We start from the raw sequence: 26,963 nt of genomic DNA, 5'->3' as shown, positions 1-26,963 counted from the left end.
CCGGCGCCGCTCAGCGCGGCACGCTGGCTCCCAGGGCCGGGTCCAGGTGCAATTCGATCCGGTTGCGGCCGCCATGCTTGGCCCGGTACAGCGCGTCGTCGGCGCGGCTGAGCAACTGTTGCACCGACTCGCCCTCGCGGTACCAGGCCACGCCGATCGAGGCGGTGACCTCGAGCAGGCCGGCGTCGGTGAGGAACGGGGTGGCGCCGATCACCTGGTGCAGGGCGCGCAGCCGGCTCTGCGCCGGCGGCGACAGGCCCGGCAGCACCGCCAGCAGTTCCTCGCCGCCGTAGCGGCCGATCAGGTCGGCACCGCGCAGGTTGGCGTTCATGCGCCGCCCGACCCGCGCCAGCACCGCATCGCCGATCAGATGGCCGTGCTGGTCGTTGATCTGCTTGAAGTGGTCCAGATCGATCATCGCCACCGCCAATGGGCTGCCGTCGTTCTGGCAGCGCTGGATCTGCACCGCCAGCGCGTCGAGGATGCCGACGCGGTTGAGCAGGCCGGTGAGGTCGTCGCGCACCGACTTCAGCGCCAGCGTGGCACGCGCCTGCTCCAGTTCGCGCTTGTCGTGCTCCAGTTCCTGGGTGCGCTCGGCGACCAGGCGCGCCAGGGTGCGCTCGCGCACCAGCAACTGCTTCACCCGCCAGCGCCAGACCACGGTCAGCAGCAATGCCGCCGCCAGCAGGTACGCCATCCATGCCAGCGGGCTGCGCCACCACGGCGGCATGATCGAGAATTCCAGGCGCACCAGGTTGCTGCGGGTGCGCTGGCGTTCGTCCAGCGCCTGCACCTCCAGCGCGTAGCGGCCGGGCGAGAGCAGGGTGTAGCTGAGATGCGCCTGCTGGGTGCCGGCCCATTGCTCCTGCAGGCCCTCGAGGCGGTAGCGGAAGCCGATGCTGTCGCTGCCGCCGACCGCGCCGGGGGCCGAGAAGGCGAACTCGATCGGCTGCTGCGACCACGGCAGCTGTGCGCCGGCGGTGACCGGTTTGCCGGCGCGGGTGGCGCGCAGCAAGCGCAACTGCAGCGGGCGCACGGCGAACAGCCGCGCCGGGTCCAGGATCTGGCTGACGCCCTTGCTGTTGCCGATCCACACCGAGCCGTCGCTGTCCTCGAAGAACGCCGATTCGGAGGTGTCGTCCCACAGCAGTCCGTCGGCCTGGGTGACCCGGATCCAGCGCCCGCCCGACCACAAATCCAGGCCCTGGCTGCTGCCGACCCACAACCGTTGCTGCCGGTCCTGGCGCAGCACGTAGGGCACGATCCGCGCCAGCAGCGGGTCGTCCACCTTGCGCAGCGACAGGCTGGCGCTGCGCGGGTCGAAGCGCCCGCGCCAGATCCCGACATCGTCGAACGACAGCAAGGCTTCGTCGCTGGCGTCGATGCTGAACTTGTCCAGTTCCGCATCCGGCAGCGCGGCGCCGCGCAGGCGGATCGACTGCCAGCCCTGCGCCTGGCGCAGGTACAGGCCGTTCTTGCCGACCAGCCAGAAGCGGCGGCGCGCATCGTAGCCGCCGCCGACGAACTGGTCGCGCGGCACGTCGCGCGCCGGCCGTGCGCTGGATTCGCCCGGCGGCAGCAGGAACATGCCGCGGGTGGTCAACAGCCACAGCGTGCCGGCGTCGTCGAAGAACATCCATTTCAGCGCCGACAGCACCTTGGTCCGCTCCAGCATGCGGCCGCTGCCGCGATCCAGCTGCAGCACCCGCCCGGACGACTGGCCCAGCCACAGGCTGCCGTCGGCGGCATCGATCAGTTGCACCGTCTGCCGCAACGCCTGCCCGTCGCGGTCGGTCAGCGGCAGCATGCGCCCGCTGTCGGCGTCGAGCACGTTGGCGCCCATTTCGCTGCCCACGTACAGGCGGCCGTCGCCGCGGCTGCGCAGGATCGACCAGGTCGGCCCGGTCGCCAGTCCCTGCGGTTCCTCCCAATGCTGGATCAGCCCGTAGCCCAGCCAGCGCTGCACGCCGCGGCCGCGGGTGCCCATCCACAGGCGGCCTTGGCGATCGCTGAGCATCGGGGAAATGTTGGCCGCCAGCGCGCCCAGGCCCTGCGCACGCTCGAACGCGCGCCAATGCCCGCCTTCCCAGCGCAGCAGGCCGGTGTCGCTGCGGGTCAGTACGCGGCCGGCGGCGTCCTCGACCAGGTTGATGCCCACCGCCATGGTCGACAGGCTGCTGCCCGGCGGCGGCGGCGGCGGCCGCTCGGCGAAGCCCGCCGCGCCGGCGGGCCAGGCCAGCACGTGGTGGATGCCGCGCGCCCACAGCGTGCCGTTGCGGTCGCGCAGCAGCGCCAGCCAGCTGTCGTCGGGCACGCCCTCGGCGCGGCCGAGCCGCTGCAGGCGGCCTTGCGCGTCCAGCCGGCACAGCTGGCGGCCGCAGCCCAGCCACAGCGCCTCGCCGATCGCGGTGACGCTGGAGATCTCGGCCAGCGGCGCGCCGTCGGCGGTGCGCAGCGGCGCGACCTGCCAGCCGCCAGCGGCGCCAGCGGCGATCCGCAGCGGCTGTTTGCCGCTCAGCGCCACGATGGCGTCGCCGAACGCCGCCAGCGATTGCCCCTGGTCGATCCGCAGGCGGCGCCCGTCGGCGCCGGGCACGGCGGCGAAGCGGCGCCCGTCGCCGACGTACAGCGCATTGGACGCGCCGACCCACATGCGTTGCCGGCGATCCTCGGCGATCGAATAGACCAGCGGACTGCCGAAGCCGGCATCGGTGCCGACCTGTTCGAAGCGTTCGCGCTCGTAGCGGTGCAGGCCCAGTTCGGTGCAGGCCCAGACCACGCCGTGCCGATCGGCGTACAGGCAATTGATGCTCAGGCCCTGCAGGCCGTCGGCCTGCGCGTAGTCGCGGAAACTGTATTCCTGCGCCGGGGCGGCGCCGACGCAGGCGCATAGCGCGAGCAGGGCGGCGAGCCGCCATGCGATGCCGCGCGACGGGGAGGGCGACAGCGGCGGGTGGCTGTTCGGCACGGCGATGACTGGCGTCCCCGGAAGGCGCTGCGCGGCGGTAAGTGCTGCACGCGCAACACCGTTGGAAAGGATATCGGCGCAGCCGCACGGGGCTTGAATGCGCAAGGCCCGGCAGCGCGCCTGCGCCCGCGTAGTCTAGGCGGTGACCTGCCGGGCGGCGTCAAAGGCGGCATCGAACAGGCGCTGCACCGGCGGCCCCATCTCGCCGACCAGCACCGCCAGCAGCGCCAGGCCGATCACCACCGCCACCGGCAGGCCGAGCTGGATCGGATTCAGCGCCGGCGCGGCCTTGGCCAGCGCGCCGAACGCCAGGTTCACCGCCAGCATCGCCACCATCACCGGCAGCGCCAGGGTCACCGCGCCGCGCATCATGCTCATGAAGAAATCCGGCGCCACCGAGGCCATCGCCTGCGCATCCGGCAGCGCATTGCCGATCGGCAGCGCCTTGTAGCTGTCCACCAGCAGCTGCACCACGGCGAGGTGGCCGTTGGCGGTGAAGAACAGCAGGCCGAAGGCCAGGTAGAACCATTGCCCGATCACCCCGGAGGTGACCCCGCGCAGCGGATCGGCCATCTGCGCGAAGCCCAGGCCGGTGCTCTGCGAGACCAGTTCGCCGGCCAGCGCGCCGGCCTCGAAGATCAGCCGCAGCATGAAGCCCATGCTCGCGCCCACCGCCAGTTCGCGCGCCACGCTCAGCACCACCGCGGCGTCGAAGCCGTTCCAGTCCGGCACCGGCGGCAGCAGCGGCGCCAGCGCCATCGCCAGCGTCGCCGCCAGCATCACCCGCACCCGCGCCGGCACCGCGCGGGTGCCGACCAGCGGCATCGCCATCAGCATCGCGCCGATGCGCAGCATGGTCCACAGGATCGCCCCGACCATGGCGAAGGCCTGCTGGCCATCGATGACCATTTGCGTTGCGGAATCCATGGCGCTGGCGGCCCGCTAGCCGATCAGATGCGGAATGCGCTGGAACAGCATGGTGGTGTATTCGACCAGGTGCGCCAGCAGCATGCTGCCGGTGGCGAACAGCATCGCGGTCAGGGTGATGACCTTGGCGATGAAGGCGATGGTCGGTTCGTTGAGCTGGGTGGCGGCCTGGAACACGCCGATCACCACGCCCACCACCAGCATCGACAGCAGCAACGGGCCGGCCACCCACAACACGGTGATCAGGCCGCCGCGCAATTCGGTCAGGGCCAATTCGGGACTCATCGGCTCAGACTCCGTTGAAGCTGGCGGCGAGGGTGCCGACGGTCAGCACCCAGCCGTCGACCAGCACGAACAGCAGGATCTTGAACGGCGCCGAGACCAGCATCGGCGACATCATCATCATGCCCATCGACATCAGCACGCTGGCCACCACCAGGTCGATGATCACGAACGGGATGAAGATCAGGAAGCCGATCTCGAACGCGGTCTTCAGCTCCGAGGTCACGAACGAAGCCACCAGCACCGGGAACGGGATCGCGTCGGGGCTGCTGTAGGTGCCGTTGCCGGCCATGCCGGCGAAGGTCATCAGGTCGGCCTCGCGGATCTGCGCCAGCATGAACGCGCGCAGCGGCTGGGTGGTCAGGGTCCACGCGGTCTGGAAGTCGAGCTGGCCGTTGAGGTAGGGGCTCATGCCCTGGCCCCAGGCCTTTTCCCACACCGGCATCATCACCAGCGCGGTCAGGAACAGCGCCAGGCCCATCAGCACCTGGTTGGACGGGGTCTGCCCGGTGCCCATCGCCTGGCGCAGCAGGCCGAGCACGATGGTGATGCGGGTGAACGCGGTCAGCACCAGCAGCATCGACGGCAGCAGGGTGATCGCGGTCATCAGCAGCAGGGTCTGCAACGGCAGGCTCACCGGCTGCGCACCGACCTTGCCGACGTTCACTTCCGGCAGCGAGGGCAGGGTCGGGGCGGCGTTCTGCGCGGCCGGCGCGGCGGGCGCGGTCGGCGCGGCCTGGGCCCAGCCCAGCGCCGGCAGCAGGCTCAGCGTCAGCAGGATCAGCAGCAGGCGCAGGCCGCGCGCATAACGGTTCCAACGAGGCAACATGATCATTTGTCCTTGCGCAGCTTCTGCGCCAGCAGCTGGGCGAAATCGGGGAGGTTCTTGAGCTGCTTGAGGTTCGGCAGCGACGGCGCCGGCGCCTGCGGCAGCGGCTCGGGCAGGCGATGCAAGGTGCGTACCCCGCCCGGCGACACGCCCAGCAGCAACTGCTCGCCGTTGACCTCGACCACCACCACGCGCTCCTTGGCGCCGACCGCCAGGCTGGCCACCACGCGCAGGCCCTCGGCCGGGCGGAAGCCGCTGCCGGGCAGGCGCTTGAGCACCCAGGCCATGCCCAGGATCAGCCCCAGCACCAGCAGCAGCGCGAACACCGCGCCGATCAGGCTGGGCGGCGAGGGCGCGGCGCTGCCGACGCCCGAGGCCGATTTGGCCGCCTGGGTGGCGGCCGCGAGCAATAGGCTCACCGCAGTCTCCGGATGCGTTCGCTGGGGCTGACCACGTCGGTCAGGCGCACCCCGAAGCGGTCGTTGATCGTCACCACCTCGCCGTGCGCGATCAGGGTGCCGTTGACGTACACGTCCAGCGGCTCGCCGGCGCCGCGCTCCAGTTCCACCACCGAGCCCTGGTTGAGCTGCAGCAGGTTGCGGATCGGAATGCGGTTGCGCCCGACTTCCAGCGACAGCGTCACCGGCACGTCCAGGATCATGTCCAGATTCAGCTCGTTGCCGTCGCTGCCGGTTTCCGGCTGCAGGCTGTCGAACTGGGTCGGGACCGGCTCGGGGATTTCGTTCTGGCTCATGACGCGTCTTCCTGAAGGGCGGGGCGGCGGCGCAGCGCGCCCGGGGGTTGGGTCGAAGTGATCTTCACGGCGTTCTGGCCGCGGGAAATGCCGAACTCGCCGGTGAACACCGGGATGTTCTCCACGCACAGCGGCACTTGCTTGGGCAGCTCGATCGGCAGCACGTCGCCGATCTTCAGCCGGGTCAGCTCGCGCAGGGTCATCTGCTTCTGCGCCAGCACGCTGGAGATGGTGACCTCGGCGGTGTTGAGCTGCTCGCGCAGCATGATGTTCCAGCTCTCGTCGCGGTCCACGCGGTCGCTCTGGATGCCGGCGTCGAGCAGTTCGCGGATCGGCTCCAGCATCGAGTACGGCAGGGTGATGTGGATCTCGCCGCCGCCGCCTTCCAGCTCCACGTGGAAGCGGCTCACCACCACGTACTCGCGCGGGGTGACGATGTTGGCGAAGTGCGGGTTGACCTCGGAGTTGAGGTACTCGAACTCCACCTCCATCACCGGCGCCCAGGCCTCGTGCAGGTCGGCGAAGGTCTGCTTGAGCATCAGCTGGATCACCCGCATCTCGGTCGGGGTGAATTCGCGGCCTTCGATGCGGGTGGGGTAGCGGCCGTCGCCGCCGAAGAAGTTGTCGACCACGGTGAACACCAGGGTCGGTTCGAACACGATCAGGCCGGTGCCGCGCAGCGGCTTGAACTTGATCAGGTTCAGGTTGCTCGGCACGTACAGCGAGTGCATGTAGTCGTTGAACTTGATCAGGTCGATGCCGCGCACCGACAGGTCGGCCGAGCGCCGGATCAGGTTGAACAGGCCGATCCGCCACAGCCGCGCGAAGCGCTCGTTGACCATCTCCAGGGTCGGCATGCGCCCGCGGATGATCCGGTCCTGGCTGGAGAAATCGTACTGGCGCGCTTCGCCGGGCGCCGGCGGCGCCGGCCCGGTGTCCACCGCACCGGCATCGACGCCATGCAATAGCGCATCGATCTCGTCTTGGGAAAGCAGGTCGGTCATCGCGGCGGCGCCTTACTGGGTCACGAAGCTGGTGAACAGCAGGTCTTCCACGCACTTCTTGCCGGTCTCGGCGGTCATCAGTTTCTGCGCGTCGGCCAGCGCCGCGGCCTGCAGCTTCTTGCGCCCGGCGATGTCGGCGATGTCCTGCGCCTGCACCTGCGAGAACAGCATCAGCAGGTGCGCGCGGATCGCCGGCGCGTTCTCGGTGATCAGCTTCAGCTCTTCCGGGTCGCGGGTCATCAGCTGCACTTCCATCTGCAGGTAGTGCGGGCCCTCGTCGGGGCTGCCGTTGAGATTGACCACGAACGCCGGGTCCATCGCGAAGTACTGCGCCGGCTTGGGCAGCTCGGCGGTCTTGGCCGCGGCCTTGCCATGGGCGGCATCTGGCTTCTTCAGGAAGAACCAGGCGCCGGCGCCGCCGCCGCCCAGCACCAGCACCGCGGCGATGACGATGATCAGCAGCTTCTTCTTCGACTTGCCGCCCTCCGGGGCCTCTTTGGCATCCTTGGCGTCGGCGGATTTCTTGGATTTGTCGGCTGCTGCTGCCACGGATGGGCTCCTTAAGGGGGGACTCTGCCCCTAAGGATGCAATCGGCGTGCCGAAACGGCGGGATGGACTCGCCGGATATTTGACGGTGGCCGTGACGGCCGATGGATGCGGCTTTTTGTGGGATGGAGTTCAACCCCGACGGGCTTGATCGGTGACCCGCGTCGGGGCTGACGCCCCTCCCACAAGCAGCGGTTGCGGCCGAGGCCGCCGCGATGCTGCGGTTGGCTTAGGCGTAGGCGTCGAGCAGGCCGCGCTGGCGCAGCACCACCGACGGAATCCCGACGGTGCCCAGCAGCTCGTCGCCAGCGCCGCCGCCGGCATTGCCGGCGTTCGACCCGCTGCCTTGGCGGGCGTTCTGCGAGGCCTGCTGTTGCTGCTGGCCGACGTCGGCCTGGCCGAGCTGGAAGCCGTGCTGGCCGAGCATGTCGCGCAGCCGCGGCAGGCTGTTTTCCAGCGCCTGGCGCACTTCGGGCTGGGCGCTGCTGAAGCTGGCGTTGACCTGGTCGCCGTTCAGATGCAGGCGCACCTCGACCGGGCCCAGGTCGGCCGGGCTGAGCTTGATGTGCGCGTGGCCGATCTTCTGGTCCGCCAGCCAGCTCATGCGCGCGCCGAGTTCGTCGTCGAAGTTCTCGCCGTGTAGGTTCGGGGTCGGGGTCGGCGAGCCGGTGAACGGCGCGGCGGTGTCGGCGCTGCGCGCCGGCGCGTGGATCCCGGCCGTGGCCAGCAGGTTGATCGGATCGGTGCCGGTGCTGGCCGCATCGCTGCCGCTGTCGGCGCTCTTGTCGGTGGCGGTCGCCAGTGCCGCCAGTGCGGCGACCGGGGCCGTGGCATCGCCGCCGCTGGCGGCCTGCGCCGCGGCCCCGGCGACCTGCGCCAGCATGCCGCCGAAGCCGGTGGCGCTGGCGCCGCTGTTGGCCGCGGCGGTGGCCGGCGCGGCGGCGGTCGCGGCCGCACCGGCGGCGGCGGTATCGGCGCCGGCCGCCGCGGCCAGGGTGTCGCCGCCGAGCAACGCGGCCACGCCCTGGGCGGCGGCGCCGGCGACGCCGATCGCCAGCCCGGCCGCGCCCAGCGGGCCGGCGCTCGCCGCCGGCAGCGCGGCAGCGAGCGTCGGCAACAGGCTCATGCCGATGCCCGCCAGGCCCGCCGGCGGCCAGCCGGCGTCTTCCTCGCCGTCCTCGCCTTTCTTGGCGGCGGCCTTGCTGTCCTTGCTCGGCGCCTTGCTGTCCTCGCTGCTCTTTTCGCTGTCGCGGGCGGCCTGGTTGCCGGCCTGCGCGCTGCGCGCCGGTTCGCTGGCGTTGTCGTCCGCCGCCTCCGGCCGCTTCGCCGCCGCGTCCTTGTCGGCGGATGCCTGCTGCGACTTGGCGCTCGACCGCGGCGCCGGCTTCGGCGCGGCGCGCGCGCTGTCGTTGCCTAGCAGCTTGTCGAAGTCCTGGCCGCCGCTGCGGTCGCGGCCCTGGGTGTCGGCGCTGTTGCCGGAGGCGCTGGCGCGGGCGTTGCCGCCCAGCGCGGAAAGTGCGTTGCTCATCGGCTGTCTCCGTTGTCGCTGTCGGCCGCGGCCACCGCCAGGCGCACCCGGCGCGCGCCGAGGTCGTCCATCTCGCGCTGGCTGCGGCGGTCGTCGACCTTGCGTTCCTGGGCGCGGTAGCTGGCCGCCAGTTGTTCCAGTACCTGCTTGTCGCGGCTGGCCAGCAACAGCCGGCTGCGCTCCATTTCCACCTTCTCGCGATTGCGGTCCACGGTCTGGCACTGCTGCTGCACCGCGCTTTCCAGGCGATCCAGGAACGCGCGGCGGTTGGCCAGTTGCGCCAGGCTGGTCGCGGCCATCTGGCTGTTGGCGTATTCCTCGGCGTAGCGGCGCAGTTCTTCCAGCCGCGACTCGTGGGTCTCCAGCGCGCGCTGGCGCTCGGCCAGGTCGCGGGCGACCTCGTCCTCGTGCTGCTGGGCGCGGCGGAGCAGGGGATCGATACGCTGTGATTGCATCATGGCTTAGTTCTCACGTTCGACCAGGCGCTTCAACGCGGCCTGGCTGTGGGGCAGATCTGCGGCCTTGGCGACATCCTGTCCGAGGAATTCCATGATTTCGGGCCAACGCTCCAGCGCCTCGTCCACGGCCGCATCGTTGCCGCGCTGGTAGGCGCCGATGGTGATCAGGTCGCGGTTGGCCGAGTACGCCGAGACCAGCCGCTTCAGCGCGCGGATGCGCAGCCGCCACGGCTCGTCGGCGATGTCCTGGACCACGCGGCTGACCGAGGATTCGACGTCGATGGCCGGATACAGGCCGCTGTCGGCGACGCGCCGCGACAGCAGGATGTGGCCGTCGAGGATGGCGCGGGCGGCGTCGGCGATCGGATCCTGCGGATCGTCGCCTTCGGTCAGCACGGTGTAGAAGGCGGTGATCGAGCCGCGGCCCTTGGCACCGTTGCCGGCGCGCTCGACCAGCGCCGGCAGCTTGGCGAACACCGACGGCGGGTAGCCGCGGGTGGTCGGCGGTTCGCCGACCGACAGGCCGATCTCGCGCTGCGCCTGGGCGAAGCGGGTCAGCGAGTCCATCAGCAGCAGCACGTTCAGGCCCTGGTCGCGGAACCATTCGGCGATCGCGGTGGCGCGGTAGGCGCCGTGCAGGCGCGCCAGCGGCGGGCGGTCGGCCGGCGCGGCCACGACCACGGCGCGGCGCAGGCCTTCCTCGCCCAGCGTGGTCTCGACGAAATCGCGCACTTCGCGGCCGCGTTCGCCGATCAGCCCGACCACGATCACGTCGGCGGCGGTGTAGCGGGTCATCATCCCGAGCAGGGTGGACTTGCCGACGCCGGAGCCGGCGAACAGGCCCACGCGCTGGCCGCGGCCGATCGGCAGCAGCGCGTTGATCGCGCGCACGCCCACGTCCAGCGGCATGGTGATCGGCTCGCGCGCCAGCGGATTGATCGAGATGCCGGCCATGCCGACCGAGCCTTCGGCGCGGATCGGGCCCTTGCCGTCCAGCGGCACGCCGTCCGAATCGATGACCCGGCCGAGCAGGCCTTCGCCCACTTCCACGCCGCCGCGGCGGCGCACCGGCACCACCCGCGCGTTGGGCAGCAGGCCATGGGTTTCGGCGCTGGGCATCAGCGAGGTGCGTTCGCCGGAGAAGCCGACCACTTCGGCATCGACCCAGCCGCCGTCGACCTCGACCTTGCAGGTGGCGCCCATCGGCGCCTCGCAGCCGACCGCTTCCAGGGTCAGCCCGACCGCGCGGCGCAGGATGCCTTCGCGGATCAGGCCGCGGCCGGCGGCGGCGTCCAGGTCGAGCTGGCCCAGGCGCGAGGCCAGGCGCAGGTTGCGCGCGTCCAGCCAGTCGGCCGGATGGGTGCCGGACAGCGCGCTCACAGGCCGGCTCCGGACTTGCGCATCACCGTCTCCAGCGCCGCGCGCAGGCGCGCTTCCAGGGTGCCGTCGATGCGCACCGCTTCGGCATGCACGCGCAGGTCGCCGCGGCTCAGGGTCAGGTCCGGCACCAGCCGGGTGCCGTCGGCCATCGAGGCCAGCAGCGGGGTCAGCGCGGCGATGTCGTCCGGATGCAGGCGCACCTCGACCTCGCGGCGCGCGCCGCCGACCGCATCCAGCGCTTCGCCGACCAGGTCCGCCAGCAGCGCCGGATCGGCCTCGTAGGCGCGGCCGACCAGGCTGCCGGCGATGCGCACCGCCAGTTCGCCGAGCGCGCCGACCACTTCGTTTTCCAGCCGCGCCAGCGGCCGCGAGAAATTGTCCAGGATGCCTTCGATCTGCGCGGTCAGGCGGCGGATCTCGGCCTGGCCCTGGGCCAGGCCCTCGCTGTGGCCGCGCTCGAAGCCTTCGAGCTGCGCGGCCGCCTCGATCGCCTGGATGTCTTCCAGGCTGGGCGGACGCAAGACCGGCTCTTCGGGCAGGGCGTCCTCGAACTGCGGCTCGGGTACCGGCGCGGCGTTGAGCTCCGGCGCGAACCAGCGCACCACGTTGCCGCTCATACCATCGCCTCCGCACCGGCGCCGCCGAGGCTGATCACGCCTTCATCGGCCAGCCGGCGCACGATGGTGAGGATTTCCTTTTGCGCGCCTTCCACATCGGCCAGGCGCACCGGACCGCGCGCTTCCATGTCCTCGAGCAGGATTTCGGCGGCGCGCTGCGACATGTTCTTGGTGATCTTCTCGCGCACCTTGATGTCGGCGCCGCGCAGGGCCAGGCCGAGGCGGTCGCCGCTGACTTCGCGCAACAGGGTCTGCAGCGCGCGGTCTTCCAGTTCGACCAGGTTGTCGAACACGAACATCAGGTCCTGGATGCGGGTGCTGAGCTCGGCGTCGATCTTGCCGATCGCCGCCAGCACGCCCTGGTCCTGGCCGCTGTCCATGAAGTTGAGGATGTTGGCGGCGACCTTGACCCCGCCGACGTTGGACGACTTCAGGCCCTGGTTGCCGGAGAACTGCCGCTCCATGATCTCGTTGAGTTCGTTCAACGCGTTCGGCGGGATGCCGTCGAGGGTGGCGATGCGCATCAGCACGTCGGCGCGCACGCGCTCGGGCAGCAGCTTCAGTGCCTCGGCGGCCTGGTCGCTGTCCAGGTGCGCCATGACGATGGCGATGATCTGCGGGTGTTCGTTGCGCACCAGGTCGGCGACCGCGCGCGGGTCCATCCACTTCAGCGTGTCCAGGCCGGTGGTGTTGCGGCCGAGCAGGATGCGGTCGATCAGGCCGCCGGCCTTGTCCGCGCCCAGCGCCTGCACCAGCACGTTGCGGATGTAGTCGTCGGCGCCCACGCCCAGCGAGGTCTTGCTGCCGAGTTCGTTGTTGAACTCGTCCATGACCTTCTCGACCTGGTCGCGCGAGATGCCGCTCATGGTCGCCATGGCGATGCCGATCTTCTGCACCTCCTTGGGGTCCATGTGCTTGAGCACCTCGGCCGCGTCGGCTTCGCCGAGCGACAGCAGCAGCACCGCGGCGCGCTGCACTCCATTGATTGCACTGGCATCAGGCTTCACTGGCGACCCATCCCTTCACGACTTGCGCGACACGCTTGGAATCCTGCTTGACCGCTTCGCGGGCCAGGCGCAGACGCTCTTCGTAGGCGTCGGGCAGGGCGATCGCGGGACGGCTGCCGCCGGCGATGCTGGCCGTGTCTTCGGCCATCGACGGCAGCAGCGGGTCGTCGTCGTCCAGCATCGACACATTGGCGTTGTGCGGCTCGGACTTGTCCTTGCCGGTGTTCTTGGCCGGCGCCGGGCCGGCGATCTGGCGCAGCGCCGGGCGCAGCACGCCGAACAGCAGGGCCAGTACCACCGCCGCGCCGAGCAGCAGGCGCAAGCCGTTCATCACCCGCGGATCTTCCCACCAACCGGGCTTGTCCGCCGCTTCCGGCGCTTCGCGCACGAACGGCGCATTCATCACCGAGACGGTGTCGCCGCGCTCGGCGTTGAAACCGACCGCCTGCTTGACCAGGCCTTCGATGCGGGTCAGCTCGGCGGCGCTGAGCGCCTGCTCGACCATCTTGCCCTTGGCGCCCGGCCGCGGCACGTGGTCGACCAGTACCGCCACCGACACGCGCTTGATCCGGCCCGGCGGCTGCCGGGTGTGCTGCAGGGTGCGGTCCAGCTCGTAGTTGCGGGTGGCGCTCTTGGAGGTTTCGGTCGGGGTCGCGGCGGCCGCCTGCTGGGTGTTGGCCGGGGTCGAGCCCGGGGTGCCGGCGGCACCGGGCTGGCCGGGCGCGGCGGCGCCGGGCGGCGAATTGCTGGTCGCGCCGGGCACGCCCTGCGGGCCGGCCGCGGCCATGCTGCTGTCGCTGACCTGCTCGCTGCGCAGCTTCGGCGGCTCGCCGTTGTACAGTTCGCGCGCTTCCTCGGTGACCGAGAAGTCCATGTCCACGCTGACTTCCGGATTGACCCGGCCGGGGCCGGTCATCGGCTCCAGCAGTTCGCGGATGCGCTGGTTGTAGGAGCTTTCCTGGCGCCGCACCTGCTCGAACTGGGCCGCGTTCAGGGCCGCGTCGCTGTTCGGGTCGGCGATGGTCAGCATGCGCCCGCTCTGGTCGACCACGGTGACCCGCTCCGGGGTCAGGTCGGGGATGCTGGAGGCGACCATGTTGACGATCGCATCGACCTGGTTGCGTTCCAGGGTGGTGCCGCCGCGCAGTTCCAGCACCACCGAGGCGCTGGCCACGTCGCGCTGGCGGGTGAACGCGCTGGGCTTGGGGATGGCCAGGTGCACCCGCGCCTCGCGCACCGGGCGCAGGCTGGCGATGGTGCGCGCCAGTTCGGTCTCCAGTGCGTGCTGGTAGCGCGCGTTCTCGACAAACTGGCTGACGCCGAAGCCCGGATCCTTCTCCATGACCTCGAAGCCCATGTTGCCGGTGTCGGTCAGGCCGGAGCCGGCCAGCTTCAGCCGCGCGTCGTAGAGCTTGTCCTCCGGCACGGTGATCGCGCCGGTGGTCTGGTCGAGCTTGAACGGGATCTGCGCGGTGCGCAGCAGGTCGGTAGCCTCGGCCGTGCCCTTTTCGTCCAGGCCGGTGTAGAGCGGGGTGTACGCGGGCTTCTGCGACCAGAAGAACACGAACAGGCCCGCGGCCACGGCCACGGCGATCATCGCCATCAGCCCGATGCGGCGGGTGATCTGCAGGCTCTGCAGGCGATCGAACCAGGCGCCTGCCTTTTCGCCGCTGAGAGTGTCTTTGCTGAGCGCAAGAGCCATCGTTGTCTACCTTACAGCGGCATGTTCATCACGTCCTGGTACGCCTGGACGAGTCGGTTGCGGACTTCCACGGTGGCGCGGAACGCCACCTGGGACTGTTGCGCGGCCATCATCACCTTGGCCAGGCCGGCGTTGGGGTCGCCCATTTCGAACGCCTTGGCCAGATCGCCGGCCTTCTGCTGGGTTTCGTTGACGCCGCTGATCGCGCTGCGCAGGGTCTCGCTGAAGCTCGGGGCCTGCGTGCCCTGGGTCCCGGTCAGGCCTTCGATCGCATTGCTGCGTCCGGCATCGGCCACCTGCGCAGGCGCGGCCTGGCCGACCTGGCTTTGGTAGCTGCGGATCTGCGAGAGGATGGAACTGATGGAGTCGCTCATACGGGGATGTCCATGCCGGGGCGGCTACCCGGGATGGATGCAAGCGGTGTGCCGAAATCCGGCGGGTGCCGATCGGCTACCCGGAAGACGGGCGAACGCATGGCCGCATCGAACGACACGAAGCGTCGCCCTTACCCTCATCCGCCCCTTCGGGGCACCTTCTCCCGGTGGGAGAAGGGAAGCGCGCGCCCGTGCGAGGGCGGGCGGCGGCGTCGGCTTCCCGACGCCGCCCGGCCGCTGTCTTCGCTGCCCTGGTGACGGCCGATTGACGCGCCGTGCCGGCTCGGGTCCTGGACCGGATCAGCAGGATGCAATCCTGGTGCCGGTCCCGGCGGCCGCTGCGCTCAGTCCGGCAGCCAGGCCGCGCGCCAGGCCTGCAGGTTGGCGCCTTCCAGCATCCAGTCGCGGCGCACCGCCGCGTGCAGCGCGTCGCCGGCCGCAGCCCGGGCGGGGGCATCGGCCAGGTGCATGCGGATCGCGTTGACCCAGTCGCGGAAGCGGTTCTTGACCAGGGTCGCCGGCAACCCGTGCTGGTAGGGCGGCAGGTCGCTGGCCACCACCGGGTAGCCGCAGGCGCCGTATTCGAGCAGGCGCAGATTGCTCTTGCAGCGGTTGAACAGATTGTCTTCCAGCGGCGCCAGCGCCAGGTCCAGGCGCAGCGCGGCCAGGGCCTGCGGATAGCGTTCGAAGTCCACCCCCGGGTGCACTTCGGCCACATGCGGGCGCAGCCGATCCGGGCACATGCCCATGAACACCCAGTGCACCTCGCCGGCCAGCGCCTGCACCACGTCGGCGATCAGTTCCAGGTCGCCGGTGTGGCTGGCGCCGCCGGCCCAGCCGACCCGCGGCTTGGCGCCGGCGCTGGTCCTGGTCGGCGCGGGCAGATCGCCCCACATGCGCGGATCCAGCCGGTTGTGGACCACGCGGATGTCGGCATGCAGGCCGGCGAGGGCGTCGGCCAGGGTCGGGGTCGACACCACCACCCGGTCCACCAGCGCCGCGGCGCGGCGCAGCGAGCGCAGCACGTCCTTGGGCATCTGCTCGCGATGCACGCTCTTCAACGGCAGGTTGGGCAGGTAGTCGTCCAGTTCGTAGACCTTGAACGCGGTGGAGAAGCGGCGCATGCGCTCCATCTTGGCCAGTTCGACGTCGCCGACCCGGCGTTGCACCACCACCGCATCCGGGGCGATGCGCTCCATCTCCACCGGGTCGAGCAGGCGCGCGTAGTAGACGCCGTCGATCTGCCCGGCCTCGGCCAGCGCCTGGAACGGCTGGATCACCCGGTAGTGGCCGCTGCCGAACGCGTCGCCGGGATGCGCCAGGATCCGCGGCAGCGGCTTCCACGCCAGCGGCTGCCAGGAGAACTCGGATTCGCCGAGCTTGAAGCCGCCCGGCTGCTCCAGGCCCAGGCTCGGCGAGTAGGCCGGATCGTGCGCCATGACCGGCAGCCAGCGTTGCAGCAGCGCATCGTCCGCGCTTTGCGGCCGTGGCGGCGCGGGGGGCTGCAGCAGCAGCGCTTCCGGCGTCCAGAGCGTCCATTCGCCCAGCGCGGCGGCGCGCAGGCACAGGTCCACGTCGGCGCCGCCGTCGCCGAACCCGCCCGCATCGAAGCCGGACAAGCGTTCGAACAGGTCGCGCCGCACCAGCATGCAGCGCTCGGACACGGCGCTGTAGCGGTGCGCCACCTGCAGCCGGCCCATGTAGCCGGCCTGCGCCATCGGCTCGCCGGCGAAGGCGTGGCCGGCGCCGGGCAACAGCCCGGGCAGCAGACCCGCGTGGGTGATGGTGGCGTCCGCGGACACGCCCTTGGCGCCGACGATGCCGACCTCCGGGCGCTGCGCATGGTTCATCAGTTCGTGCAGCCAGCGGCCCTGGACCACGGCGCTGTCGGCGTCCAGGAACAGCAGGTAGTCGCCATGCGCCTGGGTCGCGGCCAGGTTGCGCGCCTCGGCCTGGGCCACGCGCTGCTCCAGTGCGAACACGCGGATGCGGCCGTTGCCCAGTTCGGCCACCGCCTGCAGCCATGCGCCCACCGCCGGCGCGTCGCTGGCGTTGTCGACCAGCAGCAGTTCGTAGGCCGGGTAGGCGGTGGTCTCGAGCAGACCGACCACCAGGCGTTGCAGGGCCGGCAGATTGTCCTGGGCGATGGTCACGATCGAGACCGGCGCCTGCTGTGCATGGCCATAGTCGATGCGATGCAGCCCGCCAGGCAGCGCGTCGATCCTGGCGTCGGCATAGCCGCGTGCCCGCAGGTGGCTGGCGACGGCGCGCTGGCGCGCCTCGGCGCCCGCGGCGGCGTCGGCCGGCGCCGCGATCAGCAGCGGCTCGGGCAGATGTCCCAGGCTGGCGCCGGCATCGCGCTGGAACAGGCGCAGGATCAGCTCCAGTTCCAGCGCGCCGTCGTGATCGGGATCGAACCCGCCCAGCTCCTGCACCAGGGCGCGGCGGAACACCCAGTGCCCGGCGGTCGCCAGCGGATTGCCCAGCAGCAGGTCTAGATCCGGATCCGGGCGCAGCACCGGGGCGAGCGTCTGGCCGTCCAGCGCCAGCCATTCGTCGGCATACAGCGCGCTGCAGTGCGGCTGCTGCGCCAGCTCCAGCACCAAGCGCAGCAGGCCGCCCGCGCAGAAAACGGTGCCTGCGCGGGCGCACAGGAACCAGTCAGAGCGGTCGAGTTCGGCCAGCGCGGCGTTGCGGTCGGCGGCCTCGTCGGCGGACGCCAGCGGCAGATGCCGGACCCGCGGATCCGGCCACGGCGTGGCCGTCGCGGCGCCGAGCACGGCCACGCTCAGCGTGGCGAAGGCGGCGCCGTCGAGCAGCAGGCTGTGCAGGCTGGCTTGCAGCGCGGCCGCGTCGGCGTTGCGCGCGTCCAGCATTACCGCCAGCCGCGCGCCGCCGCCCAGTTCCGCCAGGCGCGCGTCGAACAGGGCGCGCTTGGCCGGCGGCAGCTGGCGCTGCGCCTGCCAGTCGCGCAGCGCCAGCTGGGCACGGCCGCGCGCATACGCGGCCTGGATCGCCTGCAGCAGATCGACCGGTTCGGCGCGGCCTCCGTCCAGCGGGGTCACATGGACCAGGCGTACGTCGCCGTCGCCGCGGTACCAGCCCATGGCGCGCACGCCGCGGCGGAAATCGTCGTGGCCCTGGTCGCCGATGCCTGGTTGGTCGCGGCCGGCCTGGCTGAATTGGTCCTGCGTCACTCGAAAGCGGGTCAGCGGCCTGGCCAGCAGGGCCAGGTTGCCGCGGTGCAGGAGCTTGGCGTACAGCGCCAGGTCGCCGACCCAGTGGATCACCTTGCCGTCCAGCATCATCAGCTGGTCGCCGATCTCCAGCAGATCCTGGCGCCGGCACAGCACGCAGCTGGGTTCGCCGATGAAGTTGATGGTGTGGTCGGCGAGGAAGGACAGCAGTTCGGGACCATCGAGCAGCACGTCGCCGGCGAACGGAAAGCTGGTGGCGTGGATGTCCGGCAGCGGCGCGTCGTCGCCGTCGATGCGCTGCCGGCGCGAGGACGCCAGCACCACGTCGGGGCCGGCCTGCATGGCCTGCACCAGCGCGGCGATGCAATCCGGTTCCAGCACGTCGTCGTCGTGCAGGAACTTGACGTACTCGCCCTGCGCCAGGCCGATGCCCTTGATGGTGCTGCCGAGTTCGCCCAGGCGGCTGGGGTTGCGCTGGTAGCGGATCGGGAAGCGCGCCGCGGCACGCCTGCGCTCCACCGCCGCGGCGATCGTGCCATCGGGGTTGTCGTCGCAGATCACCAGTTCCAGCGCCGGATGGGTCTGGCCCAGCACGCTGTCGAGCGTCCGCTCGAAGTAGCGGAACTTGTAGGCCGGCATGACGATGCTGACCAGGGCGTTGACACTCATTGGGACGGATGGTCTCTGAGAGGAAAGAGGGGGCGGTCGCGGTGTCGGCTCCCGCACGTACGGATGCCGGCGTTGTCGCCGCCAATCCGCTGGGGATGCAACATGCGTGCCGCAGGCGTTAGATCAGGCCCTGCGCGGCTCCGCCGCTCCGCGCCCAGGTGAGGATGCGACCGTGGATCGGTTGGCCGGTTGCCTGGATCGCAGCAGGCGGATCGCCGCCGCTGCCGCGTGGCGCGACCCGAGCACCAGACCCGACGCAGTCTAGTCGGAACTGGAGGGCGGGCTTTGCGGCGGCGCATCCAAGGCCAGGGCGGAGTACAGCGGGTCTTGCCGTTCCAGTTGCGCCCATGCCGGGTTCAGGTGCGCAAAGGCGGCAAGCGCTTGCCGCGCGCCATTGCTGTCGCCCAGCGCCATCTGCAGGCGCGCCGCGCGGCGCCAGATCCTGTCCCAGTCGGCGCCGAGCCTGACCGCTTCGTCCAGTGCGTCCCGCGCCTGCCCGGCGTTGCCCCGCCGCTGCGCGCGCTCGGCGCGGGCCATCGCGCTGTTGGCTTGATTCAGATCGAGCAGGTGGCGCAGCTCGGGCACCGGCTCGCTGGCGGCATCGACGCGCAGATCGATATCCTCGAATCCTCCCTGCGGCGTGCGCACCAGCAGGGCGGCGGACATCTTGCCGGTACTCTGGCCGCCGGCCTGCTGGCCGGCGGCGAGGGCGGCGACGAGGCGATCGGCGAGCGTACCGTGGCCGCCGAGGAAACTGTCACGCATCGCGGCGACGACCGCTTCGCTGGTCAGGCCATTGCCCTGAATCGCATAGCCCGGCCCGGTGATCGACCCGGCCCAGGCCGAGGCCATGGCCTGCGCGCCGGTAAAGGCCGCGCCTTCGCCGCGCATCCCGACCACGCCCACTTGCCGGAACGAGGCATCCTGCCCCTCGAACCCATCATCGGTTCGGACCAGTCCGTCGACCACCGCGCGGGCCGAGGCGCGCTGTTGCAGCAGGGCGATTCCCTTCGGTCCATAGGAGGGGTTGGTCTCGTATTGGGACGCCACCGCGCCGACCTGCGCCTTGGCGTAGATGACCGTCGCGCCCACCGCGAGATTATTGGTGGCCACCGCCGCCCCGCAGGTGCCGGACGGCGTGCAGGCCACGATGGAGAATGTCGCGAACGCCGGGCCGGTTGCGGCCAGGGCCATCGCCGCAGCCAGCAGCCGAAGCGCGATGCGACGTGCGGTGATGTTCGAACGCAGCATGCCGGGTTCTCGCTACTGGTGTGGTGGAGTGCCACAAGGTGACCTGGGCTCATTGCCGTCCCCGACGGCTCGACACGACGCCACTATGCAGAGCAAGGCTGCGTTGAGGAAGTGCCGGCCGTGACTTAACCAGCGACACTCAGTCCGACGACTGGGGATCGCACAGATCGCTGCCTGCGCTCATGGCTACGCGTCCAGCACTTCGGTGAGCTACCGGGCGCGCAGCGTCTGCTCCACGCGCAGCACGTCGCCCGGCGTATCCAGGGCGATCGATTGGTCGCTCATCTGCACCATCCTGACTTCGAAGCCCACCTCCAGAAGCGCAGGGTCTCGATGTCCTCGATCTCCTCCAGCGCGGTCTTGCGGGCAGGGCTCGGCGAACGCCTGCAGCGCCTGCCTGGGAAACGCGTAGGCGCAGACCTGGCGCCAGACGCGGTGGGATCAGGCAGTCGTTTGAGGTCATCAGCGTGCGGATACCGGCCTGTTCGTAGGTGGCGCAGATCAGGTCGCAGTCGGTGACCACCACGATACGCTCGGCAGGTGCGGCTTTTGCACATTGCCGATAGGTGCGCACGATCATGGGAACGCCGTCCAGCGCGAGCAGCGGCTTACCCGGCAGGCGCGAAGAGTCGCGGCGCGCTGGAATGACGATGGCGTAGTTCATGGGAATTTTATTTGCACGCCGAATTTCTTGGGTGCAACCAGGCATGGGCGAGCGTGATCCGCCACTTGAAATATGAATATTTTGATTGTGCGGCACTAGGTTGCTGAATTCAGCCAAGCCTGAATGCGCAGAGACGCAGCTTGCTGCGCCGATGCCGATCATCAAATGCGGGCTGGTTCTCAGTAATCGAGCAAGGCCAATGGTAAGTTGAATGGGTGGTGAATTCCTGCTGGAGGATGACAACATTCCGGTATTATTAAATATTAAAGGTCGAGATGCTCTCTGCTATTGGAGAAGTGATGAATTTCCAAAAATCTCTTATTTTTACAATCCTCATAATGGGGGTGGGTAAATTTTTGGATAATGCACTTCGAAATTGAATGCCTAAGGAGTTTCATATCATGCCAGATGCAATCTCAGGTGCAAATATTTATGTAAAAAGCGGTACGCGCGCGCAGTTTGATGCTGCTGCGACGGCTGGTGAACTCGCTGCCAGTGAGCCATATTTCATCACCGATGAAGGTCGGTTCGCGATGGGTACTAGCGCGAATAGCTACGTTACTTACGCCGTTGCCTTGACTCAGGATTTATCTTTGTATGTCTCCAGTACGGGCAGTGATTCCAATGATGGGCTAAGCGCTGCGACGGCATTTCAGACCATCCAACATGCTGTAAATGTACTGCGAACACGTTATTCGCTATGCGGCCATACGGTATTTGTCAATGTCGCAGACGGAACTTATGTAGAAAATGTTTCGACGGGCAACGTGACCGGTGGCGTCGTTCGGTTTGTAGGTGGCACGTCTGCTATTTGGCGCAATACCGCGGGATGGATCCTTGCGGTGGATGCCGGTAGCAGGGTTCAGGTTTCTGGTTTCACTTTAGGTGGCGGGGGCACAGCAAACGGCATAGTGATCAGTAATAGAGGGTCGTGTAGCTTCCTGGGCGGCCACGTTTTTGCAGCGATGACCGGTTCCCAAATCACCACAACCACCAATGGCGTCTGCTACGTCCAAGGCAACTACAGTATCACTGGAGGTGGCACCACCCATTATGGGATATACGATGGTGGTCAACTGGTTCTTGGTAGCATCACCGTCACCTTGACAGGTACGCCGACTTATACTATTGCCTTCGTTGACGCTGGTCGCGTGGGTAGCATAAATGGCGGTGACACAACATTTACGTTCTCCGGTGCGGCCACAGGTCTGCGGTATAAGGCTTATGCAAATGGGGTGATTTGGGTTAGTGGGAAAGGCCAAAATGTCTTTCCAGGAAGTGTGGCCGGATCCATTTATGCCGGAGGGAGTTATTCTTGATATTAGACCTTATGAAGGCCGTTCGTTCGTTAAGACTGGGATTCCTCATTCAGACCGGCGATTGGCCAAGCTGGTACGCTGCCGGTCCAGCTCGCCGATGCCCGGATGGTCGCGCCCAGCCTGACTGAACTGGACGATGAAGACGCGGAAGTGGGTCAGGGCCTGGACTGGACAGGAACGACAGGTTGCCGCGCTGCAGGGCCTTGGCGTACAGCGCCAGGTTGCCCATCCAATGGATGATCTTGCCGTTCAAAGACATCGGTTCATCGCCCAGGTCCTGGCGCCGGCATAGCACGCAACTGTGCTCGCCGATGAAGTTGATGGTGTGGTCAGCGAGGAAGGACCGCAGTTCGCGCCCATCGATCAGCACATCCTCGGAAAACGGAAAGCAGGTCGCCAGGATGTCCGGCAACGGCTCGCCTTGCTCATCAATGCGCAGCCGTTGCGAAGGACGCCATCGCAACACTGGGGTTTGCTTCCATCGCCGCCACCAGCTCCTGGATGCATTCCGGCATCAACACATCGTCGTCGTGCAGGAACTTGTGTACTTGCCCTGGGCTAGACCGATCCTTTGACCTTGCTAGCCAGCTCGAAGGCGGTCCTCATTCTTGAAGTAGCGAATGGGAAAACCGGCCAGGGCGCGCTTGTTCTCCACGATCCTGGAAACACCGCCGTCTGCGTTGTCGTCGCAGATCACCAGCTCAAGCGCCGGGTAGGTCTGCGCCAGCACGCTGTCCATGGCCTGCTCGAAATATGTCGCCTTGTAGGCAGGCATGACGATGCTGACCAGATCCAGTTTCACTTAGTTTCACCCGAAAATCGGCTGAGATAATCCAAATACTCCTTGCGCGTCAGCCCTGGATAGCGCCGTCTTAGAAGTTGGAATTTATTTACCAATCGCCGAGACATTTCCCCGCCATGCTCTCTCCGGACAACGACCTCGCGGTCCAGATTCTCTACGAGCTCGGTGTAGGCTTCATGTAGCTCAGTTGCAACTGAGGGGGCAGTGCTTTTCTTCAGATCCGGAAATTCAAAGCAGGGTCTGTCATGGGGTGCAGTGCAAGGCAGAAGGCCGACTGTGTCGAGAAAATCAAGAAATCCCTTATGCAAAGCCGGGTAAGCGTTGTTCATTTCCGAGAGGTCGAGGTTCTCGAAAACTTCACGGATGTTGCTTCGGCTGTGAATGGTAGGGTCATAAGGAATGCGAAGGAATTCGCAAGTTTCCCTGGCCCTGGAATCCGGATTGGTCACAATGGCGGGGACGCCGCTATTAATCGAGAGAATTGCGGAGTGAAGCCGGGTTCCAATCGTGAGGCAGTGGTCGTTGCTTTTGAAGAAAGTGGACCACTGATTGTAATCCGAGAAAAATTCCAAACGTCCAGTCATGGCCTTGGCCAGTAGTTGGAAGGACGTGGGTATTTCGTCGAGGTTGAAAGGTTGCGCTGTGATGTTGTGGGTCGGCGGTAGTGCTTTGTCAAGGTAGAGTAGGTTTATGAAATAAAGCTCATCCTGCAGTAGATGGGATGTCCGCGGAAGCTGGGAATTGAAGAATGTGGCCGTAGTGACGACCTTTTCCGCATTCCATGGTTTTTTGTGCAGAGTCCGGGTGGGTCCGTTCTCGAAGTAGCTCGGACAGCCAATCACTTTGACGTTCTTTATGCCGAGGCTATTCAAGACCTCGGCGGAATAATTTCCGCGAACACCAATCAGCTTGGACTTTTCGGAGAGAATGGAGAAAAATCGCTTTTGATTGGGGCTCAGGCGCTCGGCCAAGCCTAAGTCGTAGCCATTGAATGAGTTCGCGCAAAGGCTCACCGGCACGACCGGGATCATGATTTTTTCGAGAAAGTGCGTGATTCGCTCGATGGGGAGGCCCGAGAAGTCCTCCCGGATGTCGTCCTTCATCGTCCAGACGAGATGCGAGTATTTTCCGTTGATCTCTTCTACAAGTGGATCGGAGAGCGTTGCTTCCAGTGCGTTGGAAATGTGGTCAAGCTTCACCGGACGCCCGAACAGCGCTTTCAAAAAACCATAGGCGATGTAGCCGTTACCGATGTTCTGGCCTCTGATATTGGCTTGGGACGGTCCCATTCCTTTCAGGAAATCCGAAATTTCCAGGGATTCAGGAAGGGCCGAGTTGAAAAGGAAAATCTTGCTGGCGTCGGTCATCTCTCTATATTTTCCGGGTTATGAATGCCCCTAGGCTTAATTCGCCCAAGGCGGCGGCTCGGCTCCAGCGACGGGCGATGCATACAGAACAAGGTCGTAGTAATGGGCGGGAGAGTGCTGGCGTAGTCGGAAGTGGTAGCCATCCACCAACTTATCCAGTTGTTCCACGATGTCTAGCAAATCCTGGGCGTAGTGGTATACGCAAATAGCCATGCGGGGGCGCTGGGTATGGATGAGGCGAGACGCTCCTTCCAGTGCTCTGGCTTCAAATCCTTCGATGTCAAGCTTCAACAACGTCAGTTTTTCAAGTTCGTCGTCTAGGCGGGTGGTAGATACGGAAATTTCGCCATCCTGCGACACATGGCTGGAAACGGTGCCGGTCTCCTTGAAGCGCAACGTCGTATGCTCGTTGGAGATGGCTTTGTTGATGGTCCTGAGATTGCGAGGCAAAAAAGGGAGAGCGCCCCCGACATCCTGCAGTTTCTGGAAGTTGATGCGATCGGGCTCGAAGGCCGTGATGCTTTCGTATTGATGGCGGGATGCGTCAAGAAACTTGCGGACGATGGGCCCCTCGAAGGCGCCACCATCACAAAAATGTTCGCGCTTTCCCAGTTGAAAGGTGCTGCTGTCGGCGAATGTGGAAAAGTATTCGTTGATCGGTGCAGCCCAGCAGTCCCTTAGAAGGCTGGAATCGTAGGTCAGGCGGAACAATAGGTTGCTGTAGAGCGTAAAAACGCTGAATTCGTCGTCCAGGCGATCCGCAAGGCGCAAAAACTCGTCCAGGCGCAGAAGCGTGCGCTGGCGGTACACCTGGGCAGGTTCGTACACTGCTGCCAGCCCACAGTGGGCAATGGCCAGGCAGGCATCCACCCTTTCAATGCCTGCTTGCTCGCATAGCTTGCGGGCCAAACCAGATTCTTCTGGGCTGTAGGAGAAATCGATAGCCAATGCCCCGCGGTGGTGGGCCGCTTGTTCGACGAAATGGCGCAAACTCCAACGCGGCACGCCATGAACGGTGTCATCCTCGTTTGGCTTGTCATCCACGGCGGCGATGACATGTGTGGGGTGTTGGACGATCTGGGGAGCATAGATGTTGCCTATGCCAGAGCGCGGTTGGATGAGAAATAGAGGGCGCTGCTCAAAATGCGGGATCAGTGGATCCACGGAAGGCGCAACGCTCAGCTGTTCAATGTGCGCAGCTGCGCAGAGATTGGTGGCAAACGCACGGCCGCGCGGGCTACAAGAGAAATCGATAGCGATTGCATTGGGATACTGCCCCGCGTTCGCGAGAAACTCCTGACTGCTCCAGCGCGGCGCGCCGTGGATGTTATCCAGATGGGTGCTTTGGTCATCAACCGCGGCAACTACATGACGCAGGTTGGCCACGACCCTGGGGCCATGCACCATGCCTGCGTAGGACTCGGGAGCAACCAGGAAAACAGGGCGGTCGGCGATCGCGGGCAGGCGCGCAATGACATCGTCGAATGCGGGACGTTCCTGCTCCGCGATACGTAGAATGCGTTGGCGAAGCTGCTCATTTCTCGAGTGCATGGAGATCATCTATCGTAGGTATGAATGGGGGCGTCGTAGCGGGTATCGAAATAGGTCTTGGTGGGCACGTCCTCATCGTAAACACGTGGCCAGCCAAGTTCGCAGCTTCGGCCCACTTTGACGCCTGCGCGCACGATGGCGCCGGTACGCAGGACGCTGTTGCCGCCGATTTCGACGCCAGTGCCGATCTGAACGCCATGCTCTATCCAGCATGAGGATTTGATGCGGCATTCCGGACCAAGGTGCGCTCCGGCATGGATGACGGTGTTGTAGTCGATCCTGCAGCCGTGCCCGATGACAGCATTGGCGCCCACGAACGCGTTCAGGCCGATGACCGTGTCCGCGCCAATGGCGGCGCTGGGGTGTATGAACGGCTCCAGCCTGAAGCCACGCTCCATTGCTGCCTGCATCAGTTCCATGCGCTTGAAGTTGCCGAAGCGTTCGTCGAAGGCGGCGAACATGGCCCCGTCCGATGGATCCAGCCCATCCAGCACACCGAGATCGAACGCGTGATCAGCATCCTGCGGCACGTCGATCCTGATGACTGTCTCGTCCTGACGCGCCTGCTTCCAGGCATGAAAGGCCAGGTCGAGGTATTCGCTGCCGCCGATGATCCACCTAGATTTCATGTTCGGTTTCCATCAGTATCGTGTACCAGCGTTCGACCAGGCGATTCATGGATTCGTAGTCACCTTGAGTGGGCAGCGGAGCATCTGTGTGCAATGCGGCCTGCACCCGCTCCATGATTTCCACGTCTTCGCCCACCACCGTCTTGCTGCCGTGCATTTGTGCCAGCAACACCTGGCCGGAAAACCCGTAAGGCCGCTTCTTGCGTGCGCTGAACCAATAGATTTCCAGGTCGGTCTTGTCCGGCGCGATGGGGGTGTGGTGTTCCAGTGTGAAGGAATAGCCGCCATTTGCGCTTGCGATATGCAGGTTCGGGAAAGCCAGCCAGTTGAAGTAGGCGTCCTGCTTGCCCCAGCGTTCCACTTTGTCGTGCCAGCCGAAGTGTCGAAGGTCGGGGATGGATGCTTCAGCGCCGCCGAAGCTAAAACGACGCATTTCGCGCCTCAGGGACGCCGGCGATGTGTCTTGCAAGGCTTCCATGGACTCCTTGGCTTGTTCCGCGTTTACTTGGGGAACGAAGCTGACACTCTTGGCCAGGGTCTTGGGGTGGACGAAGCGGGGGTGATTGGCGTCCCGAAGGTTTTCGTAAGCGAGCTTCCAGTTGTACCGTCCATGCCATGTCGTCACCATGACCTCAGTGTCATAAGCGTTGGAGCTACTTTCCAGCAAGGCGATGAAGTCTGGCGAAAACTGCTCCTCGACTGGCATCGGGTTGGGATCCAGGTTGACGAACAGCACGTTGCCAATGGCGTGCAGTGAGAATTCGCGCAGCTTGAGGTTGTTCTTTTCACTATCGTCCATGCGATAGATCGTGCTGCGGTCCGGGATGTTCTTCACCCCGCCTCGTTCGTCGTAACTCCATGCGTGGTAAGGGCACACCAATGGGCGGCAACCGATGGCATCGGCCTGGATCAGCGCACTGCGGTGGAGGCAAACGTTCTCGAATGCGCGAATTTCACCATGGAAGTTCTGTATGACCAGGGGGACGCCTGCGATCTTGCGTGTGATAAAGCAATTGTGATCCTTCAGCAGCGTTTTGAGTCCTGCGAACAACCAGACCCTGCGGAAGATCTTGCGCTGCTCGCGATCGAAGATTTCCTGCGACAAGTAGTACTTGGGATGCATCCTGGAGCGCATGG

23 protein-coding genes and 1 pseudogene are annotated in these 26,963 nt (G+C 66.7%); 1 reads left to right on the top strand and 23 read right to left on the bottom strand.

Features of this window, described 5'->3' with window-relative positions; genetic code table 11:
• Nucleotides 1-10 precede the first annotated feature (10 nt).
• From AB8810_RS12530 to AB8810_RS12445, 18 genes are all read right to left on the bottom strand, one after another.
• The gene (locus AB8810_RS12530; RefSeq protein ID WP_369913805.1) at nucleotides 11-2,968 is read right to left on the bottom strand and encodes a GGDEF domain-containing protein; all 2,958 of its coding nucleotides are present in this window, start codon (nucleotides 2,966-2,968) and stop codon (nucleotides 11-13) included.
• 135 nt (nucleotides 2,969-3,103) lie between these two features.
• Entirely contained in the window at nucleotides 3,104-3,895 is a 792-nt protein-coding gene (fliR, locus tag AB8810_RS12525; protein WP_179564498.1) for a flagellar biosynthetic protein FliR, read from the bottom strand.
• A gap of 15 nt (nucleotides 3,896-3,910) precedes the next feature.
• Nucleotides 3,911-4,180 carry a flagellar biosynthetic protein FliQ gene (locus tag AB8810_RS12520; protein ID WP_145708136.1) on the bottom strand — a complete coding sequence of 90 codons (270 nt, stop codon included), beginning with the start codon at nucleotides 4,178-4,180 and terminating at the stop codon, nucleotides 3,911-3,913.
• Between the two features lie 4 nt (nucleotides 4,181-4,184).
• Nucleotides 4,185-5,006, bottom strand: coding sequence for a flagellar type III secretion system pore protein FliP (fliP, locus tag AB8810_RS12515; protein ID WP_179564500.1), 822 nt, complete (start codon nucleotides 5,004-5,006; stop codon nucleotides 4,185-4,187).
• A 2-nt stretch (nucleotides 5,007-5,008) separates the two neighbouring features.
• The gene (gene fliO / locus AB8810_RS12510; protein WP_191826760.1) at nucleotides 5,009-5,425 is read right to left on the bottom strand and encodes a flagellar biosynthetic protein FliO; all 417 of its coding nucleotides are present in this window, start codon (nucleotides 5,423-5,425) and stop codon (nucleotides 5,009-5,011) included.
• Nucleotides 5,422-5,760 carry a flagellar motor switch protein FliN gene (gene fliN, locus AB8810_RS12505; protein WP_179564504.1) on the bottom strand — a complete coding sequence of 113 codons (339 nt, stop codon included), beginning with the start codon at nucleotides 5,758-5,760 and terminating at the stop codon, nucleotides 5,422-5,424. Before fliN ends, fliO begins: the two co-directional genes overlap by 4 nt.
• Nucleotides 5,757-6,764 (bottom strand): flagellar motor switch protein FliM, encoded by a 1,008-nt coding sequence (gene fliM / locus AB8810_RS12500; RefSeq protein WP_179564506.1) that lies wholly within the window; start codon nucleotides 6,762-6,764, stop codon nucleotides 5,757-5,759. The genes fliN and fliM overlap by 4 nt, the downstream gene beginning before the upstream one ends.
• A 12-nt stretch (nucleotides 6,765-6,776) precedes the next feature.
• The gene (locus AB8810_RS12495) at nucleotides 6,777-7,313 is read right to left on the bottom strand and encodes a flagellar basal body-associated FliL family protein (RefSeq protein WP_179564508.1); all 537 of its coding nucleotides are present in this window, start codon (nucleotides 7,311-7,313) and stop codon (nucleotides 6,777-6,779) included.
• A gap of 227 nt (nucleotides 7,314-7,540) precedes the next feature.
• Nucleotides 7,541-8,839 carry a flagellar hook-length control protein FliK gene (locus AB8810_RS12490; protein ID WP_369913804.1) on the bottom strand — a complete coding sequence of 433 codons (1,299 nt, stop codon included), beginning with the start codon at nucleotides 8,837-8,839 and terminating at the stop codon, nucleotides 7,541-7,543.
• The gene (gene fliJ, locus AB8810_RS12485; protein ID WP_369913803.1) at nucleotides 8,836-9,297 is read right to left on the bottom strand and encodes a flagellar export protein FliJ; all 462 of its coding nucleotides are present in this window, start codon (nucleotides 9,295-9,297) and stop codon (nucleotides 8,836-8,838) included. Before fliJ ends, AB8810_RS12490 begins: the two co-directional genes overlap by 4 nt.
• A 3-nt stretch (nucleotides 9,298-9,300) precedes the next feature.
• Entirely contained in the window at nucleotides 9,301-10,677 is a 1,377-nt protein-coding gene (locus AB8810_RS12480; protein ID WP_179564512.1) for a FliI/YscN family ATPase, read from the bottom strand.
• The gene (locus AB8810_RS12475; protein ID WP_179564513.1) at nucleotides 10,674-11,294 is read right to left on the bottom strand and encodes a FliH/SctL family protein; all 621 of its coding nucleotides are present in this window, start codon (nucleotides 11,292-11,294) and stop codon (nucleotides 10,674-10,676) included. Before AB8810_RS12475 ends, AB8810_RS12480 begins: the two co-directional genes overlap by 4 nt.
• Entirely contained in the window at nucleotides 11,291-12,280 is a 990-nt protein-coding gene (fliG, locus tag AB8810_RS12470) for a flagellar motor switch protein FliG (RefSeq protein ID WP_179565591.1), read from the bottom strand. Before fliG ends, AB8810_RS12475 begins: the two co-directional genes overlap by 4 nt.
• A 10-nt stretch (nucleotides 12,281-12,290) precedes the next feature.
• A complete protein-coding gene (gene fliF, locus AB8810_RS12465) occupies nucleotides 12,291-14,003 on the bottom strand; it encodes a flagellar basal-body MS-ring/collar protein FliF (protein ID WP_369913802.1) in 1,713 nt (570 codons plus the stop codon).
• 11 nt (nucleotides 14,004-14,014) lie between these two features.
• Entirely contained in the window at nucleotides 14,015-14,377 is a 363-nt protein-coding gene (fliE, locus tag AB8810_RS12460; protein ID WP_185812917.1) for a flagellar hook-basal body complex protein FliE, read from the bottom strand.
• 344 nt (nucleotides 14,378-14,721) lie between these two features.
• Entirely contained in the window at nucleotides 14,722-18,243 is a 3,522-nt protein-coding gene (locus AB8810_RS12455) for a glycosyltransferase (RefSeq protein WP_369913801.1), read from the bottom strand.
• 261 nt (nucleotides 18,244-18,504) lie between these two features.
• Nucleotides 18,505-19,494, bottom strand: a complete 990-nt coding sequence (locus AB8810_RS12450) for a DUF1028 domain-containing protein (RefSeq protein ID WP_369913800.1) — start codon at nucleotides 19,492-19,494, stop codon at nucleotides 18,505-18,507.
• Between the two features lie 139 nt (nucleotides 19,495-19,633).
• A complete protein-coding gene (locus AB8810_RS12445) occupies nucleotides 19,634-20,404 on the bottom strand; it encodes a cytidylyltransferase domain-containing protein (protein WP_369913799.1) in 771 nt (256 codons plus the stop codon).
• 134 nt (nucleotides 20,405-20,538) lie between these two features.
• Between AB8810_RS12445 and AB8810_RS12440 the strand changes: the two genes are divergently transcribed.
• On the top strand, nucleotides 20,539-21,477 hold the full coding sequence (locus AB8810_RS12440) for a hypothetical protein (RefSeq protein WP_369913798.1): 939 nt from the start codon (nucleotides 20,539-20,541) through the stop codon (nucleotides 21,475-21,477).
• Between the two features lie 90 nt (nucleotides 21,478-21,567).
• Here the strand turns inward: AB8810_RS12440 and AB8810_RS12435 are convergent.
• The 5 genes and pseudogenes from AB8810_RS12435 to AB8810_RS12415 form a co-directional block, all read right to left on the bottom strand.
• A pseudogene (locus AB8810_RS12435) lies at nucleotides 21,568-22,252 on the bottom strand (glycosyltransferase family A protein); the annotation flags it as partial.
• Nucleotides 22,253-22,275: 23 nt separating this feature from the next.
• The gene (locus AB8810_RS12430) at nucleotides 22,276-23,646 is read right to left on the bottom strand and encodes a polysaccharide pyruvyl transferase family protein (RefSeq protein WP_369913797.1); all 1,371 of its coding nucleotides are present in this window, start codon (nucleotides 23,644-23,646) and stop codon (nucleotides 22,276-22,278) included.
• Nucleotides 23,647-23,682: 36 nt separating this feature from the next.
• Nucleotides 23,683-25,206 carry an FkbM family methyltransferase gene (locus tag AB8810_RS12425; RefSeq protein WP_369913796.1) on the bottom strand — a complete coding sequence of 508 codons (1,524 nt, stop codon included), beginning with the start codon at nucleotides 25,204-25,206 and terminating at the stop codon, nucleotides 23,683-23,685.
• On the bottom strand, nucleotides 25,203-25,826 hold the full coding sequence (locus tag AB8810_RS12420) for a UDP-3-O-(3-hydroxymyristoyl)glucosamine N-acyltransferase (RefSeq protein WP_369913795.1): 624 nt from the start codon (nucleotides 25,824-25,826) through the stop codon (nucleotides 25,203-25,205). The genes AB8810_RS12425 and AB8810_RS12420 overlap by 4 nt, the downstream gene beginning before the upstream one ends.
• On the bottom strand, nucleotides 25,816-26,961 hold the full coding sequence (locus AB8810_RS12415) for an aromatic ring-hydroxylating dioxygenase subunit alpha (RefSeq protein WP_369913794.1): 1,146 nt from the start codon (nucleotides 26,959-26,961) through the stop codon (nucleotides 25,816-25,818). The genes AB8810_RS12420 and AB8810_RS12415 overlap by 11 nt, the downstream gene beginning before the upstream one ends.
• Nucleotides 26,962-26,963: the final 2 nt, after the last annotated feature.

It is taken from the genome of Xanthomonas sp. NCPPB 3005 (assembly GCF_041228095.2).
Lineage (GTDB): Bacteria > Pseudomonadota > Gammaproteobacteria > Xanthomonadales > Xanthomonadaceae > Xanthomonas_A > Xanthomonas_A bonasiae.
Note: the sequence above shows the minus strand (reverse complement) of the source record. Positions and strands in the feature narration are given on the sequence as shown.

Bases quoted from the DNA above. Each gene is read 5' to 3' on its own strand.
- fliR (WP_179564498.1), bottom strand. From the start codon at position 3,895: ATGGATTCCGCAACGCAAATGGTCATCGATGGCCAGCAGGCCTTCGCC.
- AB8810_RS12520 (WP_145708136.1), bottom strand. From the start codon at position 4,180: ATGAGTCCCGAATTGGCCCTGACCGAATTGCGCGGCGGCCTGATCACC.
- fliP (WP_179564500.1), bottom strand. From the start codon at position 5,006: ATGTTGCCTCGTTGGAACCGTTATGCGCGCGGCCTGCGCCTGCTGCTG.
- fliN (WP_179564504.1), bottom strand. From the start codon at position 5,760: ATGAGCCAGAACGAAATCCCCGAGCCGGTCCCGACCCAGTTCGACAGC.
- fliM (WP_179564506.1), bottom strand. From the start codon at position 6,764: ATGACCGACCTGCTTTCCCAAGACGAGATCGATGCGCTATTGCATGGC.
- AB8810_RS12490 (WP_369913804.1), bottom strand. From the start codon at position 8,839: ATGAGCAACGCACTTTCCGCGCTGGGCGGCAACGCCCGCGCCAGCGCC.
- fliJ (WP_369913803.1), bottom strand. From the start codon at position 9,297: ATGATGCAATCACAGCGTATCGATCCCCTGCTCCGCCGCGCCCAGCAG.
- AB8810_RS12475 (WP_179564513.1), bottom strand. From the start codon at position 11,294: ATGAGCGGCAACGTGGTGCGCTGGTTCGCGCCGGAGCTCAACGCCGCG.
- fliF (WP_369913802.1), bottom strand. From the start codon at position 14,003: ATGGCTCTTGCGCTCAGCAAAGACACTCTCAGCGGCGAAAAGGCAGGC.
- fliE (WP_185812917.1), bottom strand. From the start codon at position 14,377: ATGAGCGACTCCATCAGTTCCATCCTCTCGCAGATCCGCAGCTACCAA.
- AB8810_RS12455 (WP_369913801.1), bottom strand. From the start codon at position 18,243: ATGAGTGTCAACGCCCTGGTCAGCATCGTCATGCCGGCCTACAAGTTC.
- AB8810_RS12450 (WP_369913800.1), bottom strand. From the start codon at position 19,494: ATGCTGCGTTCGAACATCACCGCACGTCGCATCGCGCTTCGGCTGCTG.
- AB8810_RS12445 (WP_369913799.1), bottom strand. From the start codon at position 20,404: ATGTTGTCATCCTCCAGCAGGAATTCACCACCCATTCAACTTACCATT.
- AB8810_RS12440 (WP_369913798.1), top strand. From the start codon at position 20,539: ATGCCTAAGGAGTTTCATATCATGCCAGATGCAATCTCAGGTGCAAAT.
- AB8810_RS12430 (WP_369913797.1), bottom strand. From the start codon at position 23,646: ATGACCGACGCCAGCAAGATTTTCCTTTTCAACTCGGCCCTTCCTGAA.
- AB8810_RS12425 (WP_369913796.1), bottom strand. From the start codon at position 25,206: ATGATCTCCATGCACTCGAGAAATGAGCAGCTTCGCCAACGCATTCTA.
- AB8810_RS12420 (WP_369913795.1), bottom strand. From the start codon at position 25,826: ATGAAATCTAGGTGGATCATCGGCGGCAGCGAATACCTCGACCTGGCC.
- AB8810_RS12415 (WP_369913794.1), bottom strand. From the start codon at position 26,961: ATGCGCTCCAGGATGCATCCCAAGTACTACTTGTCGCAGGAAATCTTC.